This window comes from Rhodobacter lacus (assembly GCF_042683065.1).
Taxonomy (GTDB): Bacteria; Pseudomonadota; Alphaproteobacteria; order Rhodobacterales; family Rhodobacteraceae; genus Rhodobacter; species Rhodobacter lacus.
In genome coordinates this window covers 666765-683709 of record NZ_JBHUIX010000013.1, presented here as the reverse complement: position 1 = coordinate 683709, position 16945 = coordinate 666765, and the positions used below count along the sequence as shown (strand labels likewise).

The 16945-nt window shown below is 63.3% G+C and carries 19 protein-coding genes; 15 read left to right on the top strand and 4 right to left on the bottom strand.

Going from position 1 to position 16945, the window contains the following annotated elements; all coding sequences use genetic code 11:
* The first annotated feature begins 5 nt into the window (after window positions 1–5).
* From gap to ACFSM0_RS15315, 9 genes are all read left to right on the top strand, one after another.
* On the top strand, window positions 6–1007 hold the full coding sequence (gene gap / locus ACFSM0_RS15355) for a type I glyceraldehyde-3-phosphate dehydrogenase (RefSeq protein WP_377392277.1): 1002 nt from the start codon (window positions 6–8) through the stop codon (window positions 1005–1007).
* Between the two features lie 83 nt (window positions 1008–1090).
* Window positions 1091–2155 (top strand): class II fructose-bisphosphate aldolase, encoded by a 1065-nt coding sequence (gene fba / locus ACFSM0_RS15350; RefSeq protein ID WP_377392274.1) that lies wholly within the window; start codon window positions 1091–1093, stop codon window positions 2153–2155.
* A gap of 17 nt (window positions 2156–2172) precedes the next feature.
* On the top strand, window positions 2173–3549 hold the full coding sequence (locus tag ACFSM0_RS15345) for a ribulose-bisphosphate carboxylase (RefSeq protein ID WP_377392271.1): 1377 nt from the start codon (window positions 2173–2175) through the stop codon (window positions 3547–3549).
* Window positions 3550–3600: 51 nt separating this feature from the next.
* Window positions 3601–4287, top strand: a complete 687-nt coding sequence (rpe, locus tag ACFSM0_RS15340; RefSeq protein ID WP_377392268.1) for a ribulose-phosphate 3-epimerase — start codon at window positions 3601–3603, stop codon at window positions 4285–4287.
* A 13-nt stretch (window positions 4288–4300) separates the two neighbouring features.
* A complete protein-coding gene (locus tag ACFSM0_RS15335) occupies window positions 4301–4852 on the top strand; it encodes a thioredoxin family protein (RefSeq protein WP_377392265.1) in 552 nt (183 codons plus the stop codon).
* Window positions 4852–5514 carry a phosphoglycolate phosphatase gene (locus ACFSM0_RS15330; protein WP_377392262.1) on the top strand — a complete coding sequence of 221 codons (663 nt, stop codon included), beginning with the start codon at window positions 4852–4854 and terminating at the stop codon, window positions 5512–5514. Before ACFSM0_RS15335 ends, ACFSM0_RS15330 begins: the two co-directional genes overlap by 1 nt.
* The gene (locus ACFSM0_RS15325) at window positions 5505–6188 is read left to right on the top strand and encodes an HAD family hydrolase (RefSeq protein WP_377392259.1); all 684 of its coding nucleotides are present in this window, start codon (window positions 5505–5507) and stop codon (window positions 6186–6188) included. Before ACFSM0_RS15330 ends, ACFSM0_RS15325 begins: the two co-directional genes overlap by 10 nt.
* 54 nt (window positions 6189–6242) lie before the next feature.
* Entirely contained in the window at window positions 6243–6680 is a 438-nt protein-coding gene (locus tag ACFSM0_RS15320; protein WP_377392256.1) for a TIGR01244 family sulfur transferase, read from the top strand.
* Window positions 6681–6869: 189 nt separating this feature from the next.
* Window positions 6870–7619 (top strand): LuxR family transcriptional regulator, encoded by a 750-nt coding sequence (locus ACFSM0_RS15315; protein ID WP_377392253.1) that lies wholly within the window; start codon window positions 6870–6872, stop codon window positions 7617–7619.
* A gap of 366 nt (window positions 7620–7985) precedes the next feature.
* Here the strand turns inward: ACFSM0_RS15315 and tsf are convergent, their stop codons facing one another.
* Both tsf and rpsB read right to left on the bottom strand, forming a co-directional pair.
* The gene (gene tsf, locus ACFSM0_RS15310) at window positions 7986–8894 is read right to left on the bottom strand and encodes a translation elongation factor Ts (RefSeq protein WP_377392250.1); all 909 of its coding nucleotides are present in this window, start codon (window positions 8892–8894) and stop codon (window positions 7986–7988) included.
* Between the two features lie 93 nt (window positions 8895–8987).
* Entirely contained in the window at window positions 8988–9743 is a 756-nt protein-coding gene (gene rpsB / locus ACFSM0_RS15305) for a 30S ribosomal protein S2 (protein WP_377392247.1), read from the bottom strand.
* Between the two features lie 346 nt (window positions 9744–10089).
* Here rpsB and ACFSM0_RS15300 point away from each other — a divergent pair, with 346 nt between their 5' ends.
* The 3 genes from ACFSM0_RS15300 (at window position 10090) to ACFSM0_RS15290 (ending at window position 12772) form a co-directional block, all read left to right on the top strand.
* Window positions 10090–11031, top strand: a complete 942-nt coding sequence (locus ACFSM0_RS15300) for a PfkB family carbohydrate kinase (protein WP_377392244.1) — start codon at window positions 10090–10092, stop codon at window positions 11029–11031.
* Window positions 11028–11945, top strand: a complete 918-nt coding sequence (locus tag ACFSM0_RS15295; protein ID WP_377392241.1) for a pseudouridine-5'-phosphate glycosidase — start codon at window positions 11028–11030, stop codon at window positions 11943–11945. Before ACFSM0_RS15300 ends, ACFSM0_RS15295 begins: the two co-directional genes overlap by 4 nt.
* A gap of 68 nt (window positions 11946–12013) precedes the next feature.
* On the top strand, window positions 12014–12772 hold the full coding sequence (locus tag ACFSM0_RS15290; RefSeq protein ID WP_377392238.1) for a DUF502 domain-containing protein: 759 nt from the start codon (window positions 12014–12016) through the stop codon (window positions 12770–12772).
* Between the two features lie 18 nt (window positions 12773–12790).
* On the opposite strand, the gene ACFSM0_RS15285 is transcribed toward ACFSM0_RS15290, so the two are convergent.
* Entirely contained in the window at window positions 12791–13564 is a 774-nt protein-coding gene (locus tag ACFSM0_RS15285) for a 3-hydroxybutyrate dehydrogenase (RefSeq protein ID WP_377392235.1), read from the bottom strand.
* Window positions 13565–13859: 295 nt separating this feature from the next.
* Between ACFSM0_RS15285 and ACFSM0_RS15280 the strand changes: the two genes are divergently transcribed.
* From ACFSM0_RS15280 to ACFSM0_RS15270, 3 genes are all read left to right on the top strand, one after another.
* Entirely contained in the window at window positions 13860–15707 is a 1848-nt protein-coding gene (locus ACFSM0_RS15280) for an extracellular solute-binding protein (protein WP_377392232.1), read from the top strand.
* On the top strand, window positions 15704–15823 hold the full coding sequence (locus ACFSM0_RS15275) for an entericidin (RefSeq protein ID WP_377392230.1): 120 nt from the start codon (window positions 15704–15706) through the stop codon (window positions 15821–15823). Before ACFSM0_RS15280 ends, ACFSM0_RS15275 begins: the two co-directional genes overlap by 4 nt.
* 88 nt (window positions 15824–15911) lie before the next feature.
* On the top strand, window positions 15912–16229 hold the full coding sequence (locus tag ACFSM0_RS15270; RefSeq protein WP_377392227.1) for a hypothetical protein: 318 nt from the start codon (window positions 15912–15914) through the stop codon (window positions 16227–16229).
* A gap of 47 nt (window positions 16230–16276) precedes the next feature.
* Here the strand turns inward: ACFSM0_RS15270 and ACFSM0_RS15265 are convergent, their stop codons facing one another.
* Entirely contained in the window at window positions 16277–16900 is a 624-nt protein-coding gene (locus ACFSM0_RS15265; RefSeq protein WP_377392224.1) for a helix-turn-helix domain-containing protein, read from the bottom strand.
* Between the last annotated feature and the right edge of the window lie 45 nt (window positions 16901–16945).

Below are 16945 nucleotides of genomic sequence, written 5' to 3'. Positions count from 1 at the left end.
AGAGAATGACTGTTAAAGTTGCCATCAACGGATTTGGCCGCATTGGCCGCAACGTGCTGCGCGCGATCGTGGAATCGGGCCGCACCGATATTGACGTCGTCGCGATCAACGATCTCGGCCCGGTCGAGACCAACGCGCATCTGCTGCGCTTTGATAGCGTGCATGGCCGCTTCCCCGCGACCGTGACGACGGGCGAAGACTGGATTGATGTCGGCCGCGGGCCGATCAAGGTGACCGCGATCCGCAACCCCGCGGAGCTGCCCTGGGCCAATGTCGACATCGCGATGGAATGCACCGGCATTTTCACCAGCAAGGAAAAGGCCGCGGCGCATCTGCAAAACGGCTCGAAACGGGTTCTGGTCTCGGCCCCTTGCGACGGGGCGGATAAAACCATCGTCTTTGGTGTGAACCACGGCACGCTCACCGCCGAGGATAGGGTCGTTTCCAACGCCTCTTGCACCACCAACTGCCTCTCGCCCGTTGCCAAAGCGCTCAACGATGCGATCGGCATCGAAAAAGGCTTCATGACGACGATCCACAGCTACACCGGCGACCAGCCGACGCTTGATACGATGCACAAGGATCTCTACCGCGCCCGCGCCGCGGCGCTGTCGATGATCCCGACCTCGACCGGGGCGGCCAAAGCCGTGGGCCTCGTGCTGCCGGAGCTGAAAGGCAAGCTCGATGGCGTCGCGATCCGCGTGCCGACGCCCAATGTTTCGGTGGTGGACCTTGTGTTTGAAGCGAAACGCGCCACCACGGTGGACGAAGTCAACGCCGCCGTCCGCGCCGCGGCTGACGGCCCGCTCAAAGGCGTGCTCGGCTACACCGATCAGCCCAATGTCTCGTCGGACTTCAACCATGACCCGCATTCCTCGATCTTCCACATGGATCAGACCAAGGTCATGGACGGCAAGATGGTCCGCATTTTGAGCTGGTATGACAACGAATGGGGCTTCTCCAACCGCATGGCGGATACCGCTGTGGCGATGGGCAAGCTGATCTGAACCAAACCGGGGGCGGCTCGCCCCCGGACCCCCGGGATATTTGGAGCAAGATGAAAGCTGCTCCGCAAGCGAAGGAACACCACATGGCCCTGATCACTCTTCGTCAATTGCTTGACCACGCTGCAGAAAATTCCTACGGCGTGCCCGCCTTCAACATCAACAACATGGAACAGGGGCTTGCGATCATGGAGGCCGCCAAGGCCTGCGACGCGCCTGTGATCATTCAGGCAAGCCGCGGCGCGCGCTCCTATGCCAATGACATCATGCTCGCCAAGATGATCGAGGCGCTGGCCGCGATTTACCCCGATATTCCGCTTTGCATGCACCAGGACCACGGCAACAACGAAGCCACCTGCATGACCGCGATCCGCCATGGTTTCACCTCGGTGATGATGGACGGCTCGCTCGAGGGCGATGCGAAAACGCCCGCGAGCTACGACTATAACGTTGCGATCACCGAGCGCGTGAGCCGGATGGCGCATTGGGTTGGCGCCTCGGTCGAGGGCGAGCTTGGCGTTCTGGGCTCGCTCGAGACCGGCGAGGGCGAGGCCGAAGACGGGCACGGCGCCGTGGGCAAGCTCGACCACAGCCAGCTTCTGACGGACCCCGATCAGGCCGTTGATTTTGTGAAGAAAACGCAAGTTGACGCGCTGGCGATCGCCTGCGGCACCTCGCATGGCGCCTACAAATTCTCGCGCAAGCCCGATGGCGAGATCCTCGCCATGAGCGTGATCGAGGCGATTCACAAGAAACTGCCCGACACCCACCTTGTGATGCACGGCTCCTCCTCGGTGCCGCAGGATCTGCAAGACATCATCAACGAATTCGGCGGCGCCATGCCGCAAACCTTTGGCGTGCCGGTGGAAGAGATTGTCCGCGGCATCAAGATGGGCGTGCGCAAGGTCAATATCGACACCGATTGCCGCATGGCCATGACCGGGCAGTTCCGCCGCATTGCCGAGCAGAACAAGGCCGAGTTCGACCCGCGCAAATTCCTCAAGCCCGCAATGGATGCGATGCGCGACCTCTGCAAGGCCCGGCTTGAAGCTTTTGGCACCGCGGGCCATGCTTCCAAAATCAAGGTCATCCCGATGGATGACATGGCGAAACGCTATGCGAGCGGTTCGCTTGCGCCCAAAACCAACTGATCGAAAGGACCCTCATCATGGATCAGTCCAACCGTTACGCCCGGCTCGACCTGAAGGAAGCCGATCTCATTGCTGGCGGGCGCCACGTTCTTTGCGCCTATATCATGAAGCCGAAGGCTGGCCACGGCTACCTTGAAACCGCCGCGCACTTTGCCGCCGAAAGCTCCACCGGCACCAACGTCGAAGTCTCGACCACCGACGATTTCACCCGCGGCGTCGATGCGCTGGTTTACGAGATCGACCCGGACAAGGAGCTGATGAAGATCGCCTATCCGGTCGAGCTGTTTGACCGCAACATCATCGACGGGCGCGCGATGCTGTGCTCGTTCCTGACGCTGACGATCGGCAACAACCAGGGCATGGGCGACGTTGAATACGCCAAGATGCACGATTTCTACGTGCCGCCCTGCTACCTGCGGCTGTTCGACGGCCCCTCGATGAACATCGCCGACATGTGGCGGGTGCTCGGGCGCGACGTGAAAGACGGCGGCATGGTGGTCGGCACGATCATCAAGCCGAAGCTCGGCCTGCGTCCGAAGCCCTTTGCGGATGCCTGCTACGAGTTCTGGCTCGGCGGTGATTTCATCAAGAACGACGAGCCGCAGGGCAACCAGACCTTCGCGCCGCTGCGCGAAACGATCCGGCTTGTCGCCGATGCGATGAAGCGCGCGCAAGACGAGACCGGCGAGGCAAAGCTGTTTTCGGCCAACATCACCGCGGATGATCATTATGAAATGGTGGCGCGCGGTGAATACATCCTTGAAACCTTTGGCGAAAACGCCGATCACGTCGCCTTCCTCGTGGATGGCTATGTGACGGGCCCCGCCGCCATCACCACGGCGCGGCGCTGCTTCCCGCATCAGTTCCTGCACTATCACCGGGCGGGCCATGGCGCCGTCACCTCGCCGCAATCGATGCGCGGCTACACCGCCTTCGTGCTCTCGAAAATGTCGCGTCTGCAAGGCGCTTCGGGCATCCACACCGGCACCATGGGCTATGGCAAGATGGAGGGCGATGCGTCGGACAAGATCATGGCCTACATGCTGACCGACGAGGCCGCGCAGGGCCCCTATTACCATCAGGACTGGCTCGGCATGAAAGCGACCACGCCGATCATCTCGGGCGGCATGAACGCGCTGCGCCTGCCGGGCTTCTTTGACAACCTCGGCCATTCGAACGTGATCCAGACCTCGGGCGGCGGCGCCTTTGGGCACCTGGATGGCGGCACCGCCGGGGCGAAATCGCTGCGTCAAAGCTGCGATGCCTGGAAGGCGGGCGTGGATCTTGTCACCTATGCCAAGAGCCACAAGGAACTGGCCCGCGCCTTCGAGAGCTTCCCGCAAGACGCCGACAAGCTCTATCCGGGCTGGCGTGACGCCCTCGGTGTGGCATAAATCCCTTCGGGCGGGGGGGACCCCCCGCCCCATCCCCTCTGGAGAGACGACATGAGCTTCGACCGTTCGATCAAGATCGCCCCCTCGATCCTTTCTGCCGACTTCGCCGATTTCGGCCGTGAAATTCAGGCCATCGAGGCGCAGGGCGCCGACTGGGTCCATGTCGATGTGATGGACGGCCATTTTGTGCCGAACCTCACCTTCGGCCCGCCCGCCGTGGCGGCCTTCCGCAAGCACGTCAAAACCGTGATGGACGTGCATCTGATGATTTCCCCGGTGGATGCCTATATCGACGCTTACGCTCAGGCGGGCGCCGATGTGCTGACCGCCCATGTCGAGGCCGGGCCGCATATTCACCGCACCATGCAGGCCATTCGTGCCGCGGGCATGAAGGCAGGCGTTGCGGTGAACCCGGGCACGCCGATCGAGGCGATCGAGCATATTCTCGACATCACCGATCTCGTCTGCATCATGACGGTGAACCCCGGCTTTGGCGGGCAAAAATACATCGACATGACCGCGAAGGTGCGCAAGCTGCGCGCGCTGATCGGCGACCGCCCGGTGCATATCGAGATTGATGGCGGCATGGACCCGACAACCGCGCCCCTGATGGCCGCAGCCGGGGCCGATGTCTTCGTGGCGGGCTCGGCGGTCTTCAAGGGTGGCTCGGTCTCCACGCCGGAGGTCTACGGCAAGAACATCGCCGCAATCCGCGCTGCGGCGCAGGCCGCGCTTTAAGGGCCGGGGCGCGATGGCTGTTCACGCCCCCGTTTGCGAGTTTGGCTGGAAAGCCCCGGATTTTGCCCTCCCCGATACCGAGGGCAAAATCTGGACGCGCGATCAGGTCAGCGGGCCGAAAGGCACGCTGATCATGTTCATCTGCAACCATTGCCCCTATGTGCTCGCCGTGCTCGACCGGCTGCAGGCCGAGGCGGAGGCGCTGATGGCGCAAGGGATCGGCGTCGCCGCGATCTGTGCGAACGATGCCGCGACCTACCCGGAGGACAGTTTCGAAAAGATGGGGGAAATGGCCCGTGCGCGGGCCTTCAAATTCCCCTATCTGCACGACGAAAGCCAAGAGATCGCAAAGGCTTACGATGCGATTTGCACGCCGGATTTCTTTGGCTTCAATGCGGATTATGAGCTCCAATACCGGGGCCGGCTTGATGCCTCTGGCCGCAACCCGGCCCCGCCCGATGCCAAACGCGAGCTTTATGACGCGATGCGGATCATCGCCCAAACCGGCCAGGGTCCGCGCGAACAGGTTGCGGCGATGGGCTGCTCGATCAAGTGGAAGGACTGATGCAGCACACCGCGCTCATCTTCGATCTCGATGGCACGCTGATCGATTCCGCCCCCGCGATCCATGCGGTGTCCAATGCCGTGCTGACCGCGCGCGGCTACGGTGCGCTCAGCCTTGAGGAGATCCGCGGATATGTTGGCAAAGGCGCGCCGCATCTGGTGCGCTGCCTGCTGAGCACCGCGGGCGAAGACCCGGAGGGCACGCTGTTCCAGCCGCTCTACAACGAACTCGTGGCGCGCTACGAAACCGATGTCGCGGGCAACACGCTTTACCCCGGCGTGCGCGCGGCGCTGGAGCGGCTCGCGGGCCTGGGCTGCGCGATGGCCATCACCACCAACAAGCCGCGTGCGCCTGCGGTGGCGGCGATGCGCCATGTCGGGCTCGACGATCTCTTCACCGTGGTTCTGGGCGGCGACAGCCTGAAGACCCGCAAGCCCGACCCGGAGATGCTGCACGAGGCGCAGCGCCTTCTGGGCCGCCCGCGCGCGCTCTATGTCGGCGATAGCGAGATCGACGCCGAGAGCGCTGCACATGCGGACATGCCCTTTTTGCTTTACACCGAAGGCTATCGCAAAACCCCGGTCCACGCATTGCCGCATGCCGTAAGCTTCAACGATTACAGCATGCTGCCTGGCATTGTTGAGGCGTTTCAATGGGCCTGAAAGCGCTCATTTTCGATGTGGATGGCACGCTTGCCGAAACGGAGGAACTGCACCGGCAGGCCTTCAACGAGACCTTTGCGGCGCACGGGCTCGACTGGCATTGGAGCGCTGCAGACTATCGGCAGCTTTTGCGCACCACCGGCGGCAAGGAGCGCATGGCGCGCCACCGCGAGCAGGTCGGCGCGGGCCCGGACGACGCACAGATTGCGGCGCTGCACAAAGCCAAGACCGCGCGCTACGTGGCGCTTGTGGCCTCAGGCGCGGCCCCGCTGCTGCCCGGCGTTGCCGATCTCATCGCCCGTGCGCAGGCCGCGGGGCTGCGCCTTGCTATCGCCACCACCACGACACGCGCCAATGTGGCGGCGTTGATCACGGCCAGCTTTGGCCGACCGATGGAAGAGATTTTCGAGGTGATCGCCGCCGGGGATGAGGTGGCGCAAAAGAAACCTGCCCCCGATGTTTACCTGCGCGCGCTTGATCTGCTCGGCCTGCCGCCCGAGGCCTGCCTCGCCTTCGAGGACAGCCGCGCCGGGCTTGCCTCTGCGCAGGCGGCGGGTCTGCGGGTCGTGCTGACGCCCTCGGCCTATACGACTGGCGATGATTTCAGCGCCGCCGATTATCTGTGCATTGATCTCACCCCGGCAGCGACGGCAGGCGTGCCGAACTTGCCTTGAGGCCTTGCATCCCGCGCGCGCCCGCGCCATTTTGCCGCGGAAGGATGAGGTGACATGATGTTGGATTTGCGCTTTCTCGCGCCCGATTTTGCCGTGGCGCCACAGATTGAACTGGCCGATGTGGCCGAGGCGGCGCGCCTTGGCTTTCGCACCCTGATCAACAACCGCCCCGAGGCGGAAGTGGCGCCCGAACTCTCTGCTCAAGCATTTCGCGCCGCGGCCGAAGCGGCGGGGATGCAATATCACTTCGTGCCATATGAACCGGGCGAGCTGACGCCCGAACTGGTCGACCGTTTTGAGGCGGCGCGCCAGGAAGCGCCTTCCCCCGTTTTGGCCTGGTGTCGCTCGGGCACGCGCTCCTCGCATCTCTGGGCGCTTTCCGAGGCGCCGCACCGCCCGGTTGAAGATATCCTGCATGCAGCGATTCGTGCGGGCTACGATCTTTCGGCGCTCGAGCTGCTGTTGCGGGCACGCGCGACTCAGCGCGGCTGATTTCAGCAACGCAACGCATGTCTTTGCCGTCAAAAGGAAACCGCGGTTCGGAAGCGCGCCGCTCGGGGGGCCGGAGGGCTGCGACCAAGTGGTTTTAAGCTTTTGAGACAGAGGCTTTCGATTGCGCAGACGCGCGCTCCTGTGTCACATTCGAGATCTGTTCAAAGTTCAGAAAAGCAAAAACACGTGATGCTGGAGCATCTGGAAACTCTCTTCCTCGCAGACGATATCGGCGCGATCTGGTCGCTTCATTGCGGTCAAATGGAAAAATTTGGCTTTGATCGCCTGCTCTATGGGTTCACGCGCTTTCTCGCGCCGCAACTGGAGGGCAGCATTGATGACACGCTGATCCTCTCCAATCACGCGCCAGAATATCTGGACATCTTTCTTGGCGAGCGGCTGTTTGTCGAGGCGCCGATGGTGCGTTGGGCGGCGGATTCCGTCGGCGCGCAATCCTGGAGCCGGGTGCACGAATTTTATGCCGGGCGGCCGCTCAACCCGGTTCTGCAACGCGTGCTCGACCTCAACCATCGGTTTGGAATTACCGCGGGCTATTCGATCTCCTTTTCCGATCCGTCAACGCGCGCCAAGGGGGCGATCGGCCTGTGCGCCCGCGTCGGGCTGAGCCAGGACGATGTCGAAGAGATCTGGGCCGAGCATGGCCGCACGATCTGGGTGCTCAATGCCGCGATGCATCTGAAAATCAGTTCGCTCCCCTTTCCGACAGCGCGCCGCGGGCTCACGCCGCGCCAGCGCGAAGTGCTCGAATGGGTCGGCGACGGCAAGACCATTGCCGACATCGCGCAGATCATGGGGCTGACCTCGGCCACAGTGGAAAAGCATCTGCGCCTCGCCCGCGAGGTGCTGGAAGTCGAGACAACCGCACAGGCGGTGCTCAAGGCCACGCTGCAAAAACAGCTTTTCCTCACGGCGCTCTGAGCGGCGTCGCCGCGCGCCCTGCGACATTTTGGTAAAGGTATGGAATCCCCTACTCGCCAGACACATGCCATTCGCCGTAACTTGGCGGTGTTCCGTGAGTGGTGGCTTCGGCCAGGAACGTGGGCGCAGCCGAATATTGATCCGGTGAGGCCCGAACCGGTTTTCCGGAACGGCCCGGGCGGCTTATATTCGCCGTTCCGGGTCGTTTTTATTTTCAGCTCTCGTCATCGGGTCCGCTTTTATCGGGACCGCTTTTCGGCGCCTCTGCCATACGGAAGGCCCCGCAATTCTTGGGGCACCCTTCATGCGCAAACGCCGCCCCGGAGGGCGGCGTATCACTTTGGGCATAGACGGATGTGGCGCGGTTTACACGCCAGCCATCTTCGCCACTTCCGCGGCGAAATCCTCTTCTTTCTTCTCGACGCCCTCGCCCACGGCCAGACGCGCGAAGCCGGTGATCTCCACACCCGCCTCGGCCGCGGCCTGCGCCACGGTGATATCGGGGTTGATCACGAACTTCTGGTTCACGAGGGTCACTTCCTCGAGGAACTTCTTCATCCGGCCCGGGATGATGTTGTTGTGGATCACCTGCTCGGGCTTCGGCTTGGCGGCGGTGGCGTTTTCTTCCAGCGCTTTCTCGGTCTGCACCTTCAGTTCACGCGCAACCACCTCCTGATCGAGGCTCGATTCGTCGAGCGCCATCGGCGCGGTGGCGGCGATGTGCATGGCGATCTGCTTGCCGATTTCCTGCGCTTTCGCGGCATCGCCCTTCAGCGCCACGAGCACGCCGATTTTGCCCATTTCGGGCGCGGCGGCGTTGTGAACATAAGACACAATGGTGTCGCCTTCGAGCACATGCAGGCGGCGGAAGGTCATGTTCTCGCCGATCCGGGCGATCGCTTCGCCGATCACCTCGTCAACGGTCTTGCCGTTCAGCGCCGCGGCTTTCACCACTTCAACCGATTCACCCACGTCGAGCGCCACTTTCGCAACGGCGCGCACGAGGGTCTGGAAATCGTCGTTTTTCGCAACAAAGTCGGTTTCCGAGTTGATCTCGATCGCGACGCCGCGGCCGGTCGAAACGGCCACGCCCACGAGACCTTCGGCGGCCACGCGGTCGGCTTTCTTGGCGGCTTTCGCAAGGCCCTTGGTGCGCAGCCAGTCGATCGCGGCTTCCATGTTGCCGTCGGTCTCGGTGAGCGCTTTTTTCGCATCCATCATGCCGGCGCCAGTGGTGTCGCGCAGCTCTTTCACCATCGCAGCGGTGATCGCCATGGGATTTCTCCTCTGAATTGGGTGAGGGCGGGGTTACCCCCGCCCGATGTCATTCGCGTGACGCCCCGGCACGGGCCGGGGCTGCGCTTTGGCTCAGGCCTCGGCGGCTTCCTCGACGGGCGCTTCTTCGAGCGCGCCAAGGTCCACACCGGCGGCGCCCATTTGCGCGCTCATGCCGTCGAGCGCGGCGCGGGAGACGAGGTCGCAGTAAAGCGAGATCGCGCGGGCCGCGTCATCGTTGCCCGGAATCACGTAATCCACGCCCTTGGGCGAGCAGTTGGTGTCGACCACGGCCACAACCGGGATGCCCAGCTTCTGGGCTTCGAGGATGGCGAGGTCTTCCTTGTTGACGTCGATCACGAAAAGCAGGTCCGGCAGGCCGCCCATTTCGCGGATGCCACCGAGCGAGGCTTGCAGTTTGGCCTGCTCGCGTTCCATGCCCAGACGCTCTTTCTTGGTCAGGCCTTCAGCGCCCGAGGCCATGATCTCGTCGATCTGCTTGAGGCGCGCGATCGACTGGGAAACGGTTTTCCAGTTCGTCAGCGTGCCACCGAGCCAGCGGTGGTTCATGTAATATTGCGCGCATTTTTCAGCGGCTTCGGCGACGGCTTTGGAGGCCTGACGCTTGGTGCCGACAAAGAGCACACGGCCGCCCTTGGCGACGGTCTCACGCACCACGTTGAGCGCGGCGTCGAGCATCGGCACGGTCTGGGTCAGATCGAGGATGTGAATGCCGTTGCGCTCGCCATAGATGAACTCCGCCATGCGCGGGTTCCAGCGTTGCGTCTGGTGGCCATAGTGAACGCCAGCTTCCAAGAGCTGACGCATCGAGAAATCGGGAAGCGCCATGTTCCATTCCTTTCCGGTTTGCGCCTGAGCGGAGGATTTCAGGGTTGCCCCCAACCGGTGGACCAAACGGGGATGTCTCCCGCCGCTGGCCCGCCTCCGCCTGTGAAGTGAGCGCCCTTTAGGGGATTCCGGCGGATATGGCAAGCCCCCTGCCCTTCTCCGTCCCCCAAGGCCCGCAAATAACAGCTACGGGAGCCTCCGGCGGGGATATTTGGCGCAAGATGAAAGCTGCGTTCGCTGTTTTGGCCCTTTCATCTTGCCCCAAATATCCCGGGGGGAGGCGCGAAAGCGCCGTGGGGGGCAGAGCCCCCCTTGCGTCCGGCGAAAAGCCATAGCACCTAGGGGCATGAGCCATAACCCCGAGGCGTCCGTGCCCGAGACCCCGCCCCCCGACATCCTCCGCCCCGACATTCTCTGCATCGGCTCCGTTCTGTGGGACATCATTGGCCGCACGCCCTTTCACATGCGCGCGGGCGCCGATGTGGCGGGGCGGATCTCGCGCCTGCCGGGCGGGGTGGCGATGAATATTGCCATGACGCTCACCCGCTTCGGCCTCACCCCCGCGGTGCTCACCGCGATCGGGCGCGATGAACAGGGGGCGGAACTCATTCGCGCGGCGGAGGCGATGGGGATCGACTGCCGCTTTCTCTACCGCTCCGATGACCTGCCCACCGACCGTTACATGGCGATCGAGGGCGCGAACGGGCTGATCGCCGCGGTGGCCGATGCCCATAGCCTTGAGGCGGCGGGCGACAAGATCCTGCGCCCGCTCGCGGATGGCCGCCTTGGCCGGGCCGAGGCGCCCTGGGCGGGGCCGATTGCGCTCGATGGCAACCTCACGCAACAGCTCCTGGCGCAGATCGCGCGCGACCCGCTTTTTGCCCGGGCCGATCTGCGTGTGGCACCCGCAAGCCCCGGCAAGGCGGAGCGGCTCGCTCCGCTTCTCACCCATCCGGGGGCGACGCTCTATCTCAACCGCGAAGAGGCCGGGATTCTTTGCCAACGCAACTTTGAAAGCGCCGAGGCCGCCGCCGCGGGCGTGCTCGCGCGCGGCGCGCGGCGCGTGCTTGTGACCGACGGGGGGCACCCGGCAGCGGATGGCTGTGAAGAGGACGGCGTGATCTCGGCCGCGCCCCCCGAAGTTCTCGTCACCCGCGTCACCGGCGCGGGCGACACGTTCATGGCGGCCCATCTCGTGGCCGAGCGCGAGGGCGCCTTGCGCGCCGAGGCGCTGGCCCGCGCGCTTGGCGCCGCCGCCCGTTATGTTTCCGGAGACCAGAGCCTATGACCCTGCCCCTCACTTTTGCCCCTGACGTGCGTGCCGCGCTTGACGCCGGACAGCCGGTCGTTGCGCTCGAAAGCACGATCATCACCCATGGCATGCCCTATCCGCAAAACCTCGAGACGGCGCGCGCGGTCGAGGCGGAAGTGCGCGCCGCCGGGGCAACCCCGGCGACCATCGCTGTTTCGGGCGGCCAGATCCACATTGGCCTCACCCCGGAAGAGCTTGAAAAGCTCGCACAAACGCCAGATGCGATGAAGCTCTCGCGGGCCGATCTTGCGTTTTGCCTCGCCGCCGGGCGCACCGGCGCCACCACCGTAGCGGCAACGATGATCTGCGCACATCTGGCGGGCATTTCGGTCTTTGCCACCGGCGGTATCGGCGGCGTGCATCGCGGCGCGGAAGACAGTTTCGACATTTCCGCCGATCTTGCCGAGCTTGGCCTGACCCCGGTCACCGTGGTGGCGGCGGGGGCCAAGGCCATTTTGGACCTGCCGAAAACGCTGGAAGTGCTTGAGACCCACGGCGTGCCGGTGATCGCTTACGGTCAGGATGACCTGCCCGCCTTCTGGTCGCGCGCCTCCGGCCTCAAGGCGCCCCTGCGCGCCGACAGCCCCGCCCAGATCGCGCAGGCGCATCTGCTGCGCGCCCGCCTTGGCCTTGCGGGCGGCCAGCTTGTGGCAAACCCGATCCCGCCCGAGGCCGAGATCCCGCGCGAGGAGATTGTGCCCGCGATCGAAGCCGCGCTGGCCGAGGCCGCCGCGCAGGGGATCGCCGCCAAAGAAGTGACCCCCTTCCTTCTGGCAAAGATCTTCACGCTGACCGAGGGGCGCTCGCTCGCGGCCAATATCGCCCTCGTTCTGAACAATGCGCGACTGGCAAGCGCAATTGCCGCAGAAATCGCGCAAGCCTCGGCCTAGCTCCATTGCTTTCGTCGGGGGGCGTGCTTACCTGATCTCAAAGTCCTCTCAGATCCGGTCCCCCCCTCATGACCCAGCCCCACGACGCCCCGCCGCCTTTCGACGCCGAGCCCCAGCACCCGCATAAACGCGGGCTGCTTGCGGGGCTTCGGGCGTCGTTTCTCACCGGACTGGTGGTGATTTCCCCCATCGCGCTGACGCTGTGGCTGATGTGGAGCGTGGCCGGGATGGTGGATGGCTGGGTGCTGCCCTTCATCCCCACGCATCTGCAGCCCGAAACCTATGTCGGCACCAATCTGCGCGGCGTCGGGGTGGTGATCTTCCTGCTGTTCACAATCATCGTGGGGGCGCTCGCACGCAACTTCATCGGCCGCGCCATCATCCGCTTTGGCGAGGGGCTGGTGGACCGCACGCCAATCGTGCGCTCGGTTTATAATGGTGTGAAACAAATCGCCGAGACCGTGCTGAGCACGGGTGATACCAAGTTCGACCGCGCCTGCCTCATCGAATATCCGCGCAAGGGGCTGCGCGCGATTGCCTTTGTCTCCTCCCGCGCGAAGGGCGAAGTGGCGGCGAACGGGCCGCAGGATGACCCGCTCGTTTCGGTCTTTTTGCCGACCACGCCAAACCCGACCTCGGGCTTTTTGCTGTTCGTGCCCGAAAGCGAGATCACCTATCTCGACATGACCGTGGAAGATGCCGCAAAGCTGATCATCTCCGCCGGTCTCGTCTATCCGGCTGACAAGAAGGTCGTCGAGCAACGCACGGGCTGGAAAACAGAAAAGAAAATCATCCCCGCGCCGGAAAAAGACCCGGAGGCGGCCTGAGCCGCCTCCTGATCTGGTTCAAAGGGCGGTCCAGCCGCCATCGACCGAGATCGTCGTGCCGGTGATCTGCGCCGCGGCATCCGAGCACAGAAACACCGCCGTGCCGCCGATTTGCTCCACGGTCGCGAATTCTTTCGAGGGCTGGCGCGTCAGCATCACTTCGCGGATCACCGTCTCGCGGTCCATGTCATGCACCTTCATCTGGTCGGGGATCTGCGCTTCGACGAGCGGGGTCAGCACATAGCCGGGGCAGATCGCGTTGCAGGTGATCGGCTCCTCGGCGGTTTCGAGCGCCACCGTCTTCGTCAGGCCAACCACGCCGTGCTTTGCCGCAACATAGGCGGATTTGAACGGCGAGGCGGTCAACCCATGCGCCGAGGCAACGTTCACCACCCGCCCCCAGCCCGCCTTGCGCATCATCGGCAGCGCCGCAGCGGTGGTGTGAAAGGCGGAAGACAGGTTGATCGCAAGGATCGCATCCCATTTTTCCGGCGGGAATTCATCAACCGCGGCCACATGCTGGATGCCGGCATTGTTGACCAGAATATCGCAGCGCCCCGCCTGCTCAACGAGCGCGCGGCATTCCGCGCCTTTCGACATATCAGCCTTGATGTAGCGCGCCTTGACACCGAACTCCTTCCCCAGAGCGGCGGCAAGCGCATGATCCTCGTCGCGGTCGGTGAAGGAATTGAGCACCACATCGGCCCCTGCGCGCGCAAGCTCGCGCGCCACTCCAAGGCCGATGCCCGAATTCGATCCGGTGATGATGGCGGTTTTGCCCTTCAGGCTCATGATATCCTCCTTTGAAATATCTTGAGCCTAACAAGCACCGGCCTGCGCGGGTTCCGCAACTGGAACTGCGCGGGAGATCGAAATTTCGTGAGCGCTTGCCCCGCCCGAAACGAAAAAGACGCCCGCGCAAGGCGGGCGTCAAGTCATGAGGCAGGTTTCATACAGGCAAGAAACCTATCGAGCAGTGACACCTTTATATGCCTGCTCGGCCTCTCTTCCAAGGGAAAAGTTTGCCTCTCCCTCCGCGCCGCGATAGCTTCCTGCCTGAAAACGCAGGAAAACAAGGATTGTTGCGATGCCGGGACCGGTCATTTTCCGCACCATCACCTTATTGTCACTGGCCTTTGCGCCAGTTTTGGGGGGAGGCGTCGCCGCAGCCGGACCGGTGGAGGGAATCGACTCGGGCCCGCAACCCGCGCTCGCCATGTATGGCGCCCCGGCCCTGCCGCCGGGGTTTACGCACCTGCCCTATGCCAACCCGGAGGCCCCCAAGGGCGGGATGATTCGCCTTTCCGAATCGGGCAGCTTCGACTCATTGAACCCCTGGATCTTGCAAGGCCGACCGGTGCAGGGCGTTTCTGGCTATGTGGCGGAAACGCTGATGAGCCGCAGCTATGATGAGCCCTTCACGCTTTACGGGCTCCTTGCCGAGAGTGTCGCGACCGATGCGGATCGGAACTGGGTGGAGTTCACGCTGCGCCCGCAGGCGCGGTTTTCCGATGGTGCGCCGGTGACGGTCGAGGATGTGATCTGGTCTTACGAGATCCTCGGCACCAAGGGCGCGCCGCGCTACCGTAACGCCTGGACCAAGGTGAAGAGCATCGAACAAACCGGGCCTCACAGCCTGCGCATCACCTTCACCGAGCCGAACCGGGAGCTTGCGCTGTTGATGGGCATGCGCCCGGTGCTGGAAAAGGCGCAGTGGCAAGGCCATGATTTTGAAACGGAAACACAGCTCATTCCGGTGGGCTCTGGGCCCTATGTGGTGGACCGGGTCGAGATGGGGCGGGCGATCACGCTCAAGCGCAACCCGGACTGGTGGGCGAAAGATCTGCCGATCACGCAGGGCCTGCACAACGTCGACGTGATCCGCTGGGACTATTTCAGCGACCCGGGCGTGATCTTCGAGGCGTTCAAGGCGGGCGAGATCGACCTCTACCGCGAAGATAACCCCGTGAAATGGGCGCAAGATTATGATTTTCCGCTCGTCAGCTCGGGGCGCGTGGTGAAAAGCGAACTCGCGCGCGGCACGCCCTCGGGCATCAAGGGGCTGGTGATGAACACGCGGCGGGCGCAATTCACGGATTGGCGCGTCCGCGAAGCGCTGATCGAGGCGTTCAACTTCGAATTCATCAATGCCACGCTCACAGCGGGTATCGAGCCCCGGATCAGCTCCTATTTTGGCCATTCGGCCTTGGCGATGCGCCCGGGCGCCGCGGAAGGGGCGGTTGCGGCGCTGCTTGAGCCGTTTAAAGCTGAACTAAATCCAGGAACGATTGAAGGCTATACTTTCCCAACCTCCGATGGTTCACTGTCAAACCGTCGCAACATGCGCGCCGCGCTGAAACTGCTTTCCGAAGCGGGCTGGCACGCCGATGATCACGGCGTGTTGCGCAACGGCGAGGGAACCGCCTTTCGCTTCGAGATCGTTTTGCAACAGGGGATGAGCGAGGCGCAATCCGTCGTTGATATCTATGTCGAGGCATTGCGCCAGCTTGGCATCTTTCCCACCGTCACCGTGGTCGATGATGCACAGTATCAGGCGCGCAAAACGACTTATGATTTCGACATGACCTGGTTCTGGGTTGCCACCTCTCTCTCGCCCGGAAATGAGCAGTATCTTTATTGGGGCTCGCAAGGCGTCAATGAGCCGGGCTCGCGCAACCTGATGGGCATGGCCTCCCCGGCCGCTGACGCGATGATCGCAAAGCTGCTCGAGGCGCAGGAAGTGGACGAATTTACCGCGGCCGTCCAATCCCTTGACCGGATTCTGACCGCGGGGCGTTATGTCATCCCGGTCTGGTTTTCGCCGGTCGCACGGGTCGCGCACAGCCGCAATCTTCACATCCCGCCCGAAATCCCGCTATATGGGGACTGGCCGGGTGTGACGCCCGATGCCTGGTGGTATGAGGCAGAAAAATGAAGACGAAGCTGATCCTTCTGGTGGTGCTGGCCGCGGCACTTGCTGGGTGCAACACGGTGGCAGGCATCGGCGACGATGTCTCGGGCGGCGCGCGCCGGGTGCAGAGCTGGCTCTGACCTCAAGGGCCGCTTTTTTCGACTTTTCAGGCCGCGCAATGCAGCGCAAGATTGCCGGCAGGATGGGCTGGCGCGAGAGGAGACCGCGATGAAATGGCATCACGTGCAGGAAAACTGGTCCGCGTTTTACGAGGCGATTCTCGATCGCTGGCCGGATGCCGATGAGGCGGAACTGGACGAGATCGACGGGGATCAGCGCGCCTTCATCCTCTACCTGACCGAGCTGAGCGGGCAGGAAGTGGAAGAAATCCGCGCCGAGATCCGGGAATGGCTTTCGGGGGAATTGCCGTCGGATGTGGTGATGGACCCGCGTCATGACAATCATTCAATCGCCCTGAGCCAGAAATACGTCCCCGACGGCGAGGACGAATATGATGATGACTCTCGCTTCGGCGATGACAGCTAGATCTAGATCAAGAACGGCCTGTAGGCCGTTCTTTTGCATCGCCATTATCAGTCGAGCGAGGTGATCCAGAGCACGGTCGCATCTTCGGTGCTGACCGAGATCAGATTGTGGCCCATCGTCCCATCGTAATAAGCGCTGTCGCCGCGGCGAAGCTCGACGGGCGCATAAAACTCGGTGAAAAGCCGCACGATCCCGGTGAGCACGAACAGGAATTCCTCCCCGTCATGGCGCACCCAGCCTTCGAATTCTTCGAATCTGCGGGCGCGGATGCGGGCACGGTATGGCAGCATCTTTTTGGTGCTGAGCCCGCTTGCGAGCAGTTCGTGCTCATAGGTTGTGGTCGGGTGCGCCTGCCCTTCACCGCTTTTGGTCACCGCCATCCGGCCTGTGACCTGTGCTTTGGAAGGGGGCATAAAGAGCTGAGGAACCGAGATTTCCAGCCCGTCGGCAAGCTTTTTCAAGGCCTCGTAGGTCGGAGACATCTGACCGTTTTCGATCTTCGAGAGCGTCGAGCGGGCAAGCCCGATCGCGGCGGCGGCCTGCTCAAGCGTCCAACCGCGCGAATGCCGCAATTCGCGGACCCGGCGCGCCAGATCGACGGGCTCGCCCGCCTCTTCGCGCCCGTTTTCGCGGGCAATCCGGATCAACCCGGTTTCGTCGATCTCGGCCATCCGCCCCCCGCTTGCAACACGCTTTCTCGCGGCGTAGCAGGGGGC

Bases quoted from the DNA above. Each gene is read 5' to 3' on its own strand.
- ACFSM0_RS15295 (WP_377392241.1), top strand. From the start codon at position 11,028: ATGACCCTGCCCCTCACTTTTGCCCCTGACGTGCGTGCCGCGCTTGAC.
- ACFSM0_RS15330 (WP_377392262.1), top strand. From the start codon at position 4,852: ATGCAGCACACCGCGCTCATCTTCGATCTCGATGGCACGCTGATCGAT.
- ACFSM0_RS15325 (WP_377392259.1), top strand. From the start codon at position 5,505: ATGGGCCTGAAAGCGCTCATTTTCGATGTGGATGGCACGCTTGCCGAA.
- gap (WP_377392277.1), top strand. From the start codon at position 6: ATGACTGTTAAAGTTGCCATCAACGGATTTGGCCGCATTGGCCGCAAC.
- tsf (WP_377392250.1), bottom strand. From the start codon at position 8,894: ATGGCGATCACCGCTGCGATGGTGAAAGAGCTGCGCGACACCACTGGC.
- ACFSM0_RS15265 (WP_377392224.1), bottom strand. From the start codon at position 16,900: ATGGCCGAGATCGACGAAACCGGGTTGATCCGGATTGCCCGCGAAAAC.
- ACFSM0_RS15285 (WP_377392235.1), bottom strand. From the start codon at position 13,564: ATGAGCCTGAAGGGCAAAACCGCCATCATCACCGGATCGAATTCGGGC.
- ACFSM0_RS15275 (WP_377392230.1), top strand. From the start codon at position 15,704: ATGAAGACGAAGCTGATCCTTCTGGTGGTGCTGGCCGCGGCACTTGCT.
- ACFSM0_RS15335 (WP_377392265.1), top strand. From the start codon at position 4,301: ATGGCTGTTCACGCCCCCGTTTGCGAGTTTGGCTGGAAAGCCCCGGAT.
- fba (WP_377392274.1), top strand. From the start codon at position 1,091: ATGGCCCTGATCACTCTTCGTCAATTGCTTGACCACGCTGCAGAAAAT.
- rpe (WP_377392268.1), top strand. From the start codon at position 3,601: ATGAGCTTCGACCGTTCGATCAAGATCGCCCCCTCGATCCTTTCTGCC.
- ACFSM0_RS15320 (WP_377392256.1), top strand. From the start codon at position 6,243: ATGATGTTGGATTTGCGCTTTCTCGCGCCCGATTTTGCCGTGGCGCCA.
- ACFSM0_RS15345 (WP_377392271.1), top strand. From the start codon at position 2,173: ATGGATCAGTCCAACCGTTACGCCCGGCTCGACCTGAAGGAAGCCGAT.
- ACFSM0_RS15315 (WP_377392253.1), top strand. From the start codon at position 6,870: ATGCTGGAGCATCTGGAAACTCTCTTCCTCGCAGACGATATCGGCGCG.
- ACFSM0_RS15300 (WP_377392244.1), top strand. From the start codon at position 10,090: ATGAGCCATAACCCCGAGGCGTCCGTGCCCGAGACCCCGCCCCCCGAC.
- ACFSM0_RS15270 (WP_377392227.1), top strand. From the start codon at position 15,912: ATGAAATGGCATCACGTGCAGGAAAACTGGTCCGCGTTTTACGAGGCG.
- ACFSM0_RS15280 (WP_377392232.1), top strand. From the start codon at position 13,860: ATGCCGGGACCGGTCATTTTCCGCACCATCACCTTATTGTCACTGGCC.
- ACFSM0_RS15290 (WP_377392238.1), top strand. From the start codon at position 12,014: ATGACCCAGCCCCACGACGCCCCGCCGCCTTTCGACGCCGAGCCCCAG.
- rpsB (WP_377392247.1), bottom strand. From the start codon at position 9,743: ATGGCGCTTCCCGATTTCTCGATGCGTCAGCTCTTGGAAGCTGGCGTT.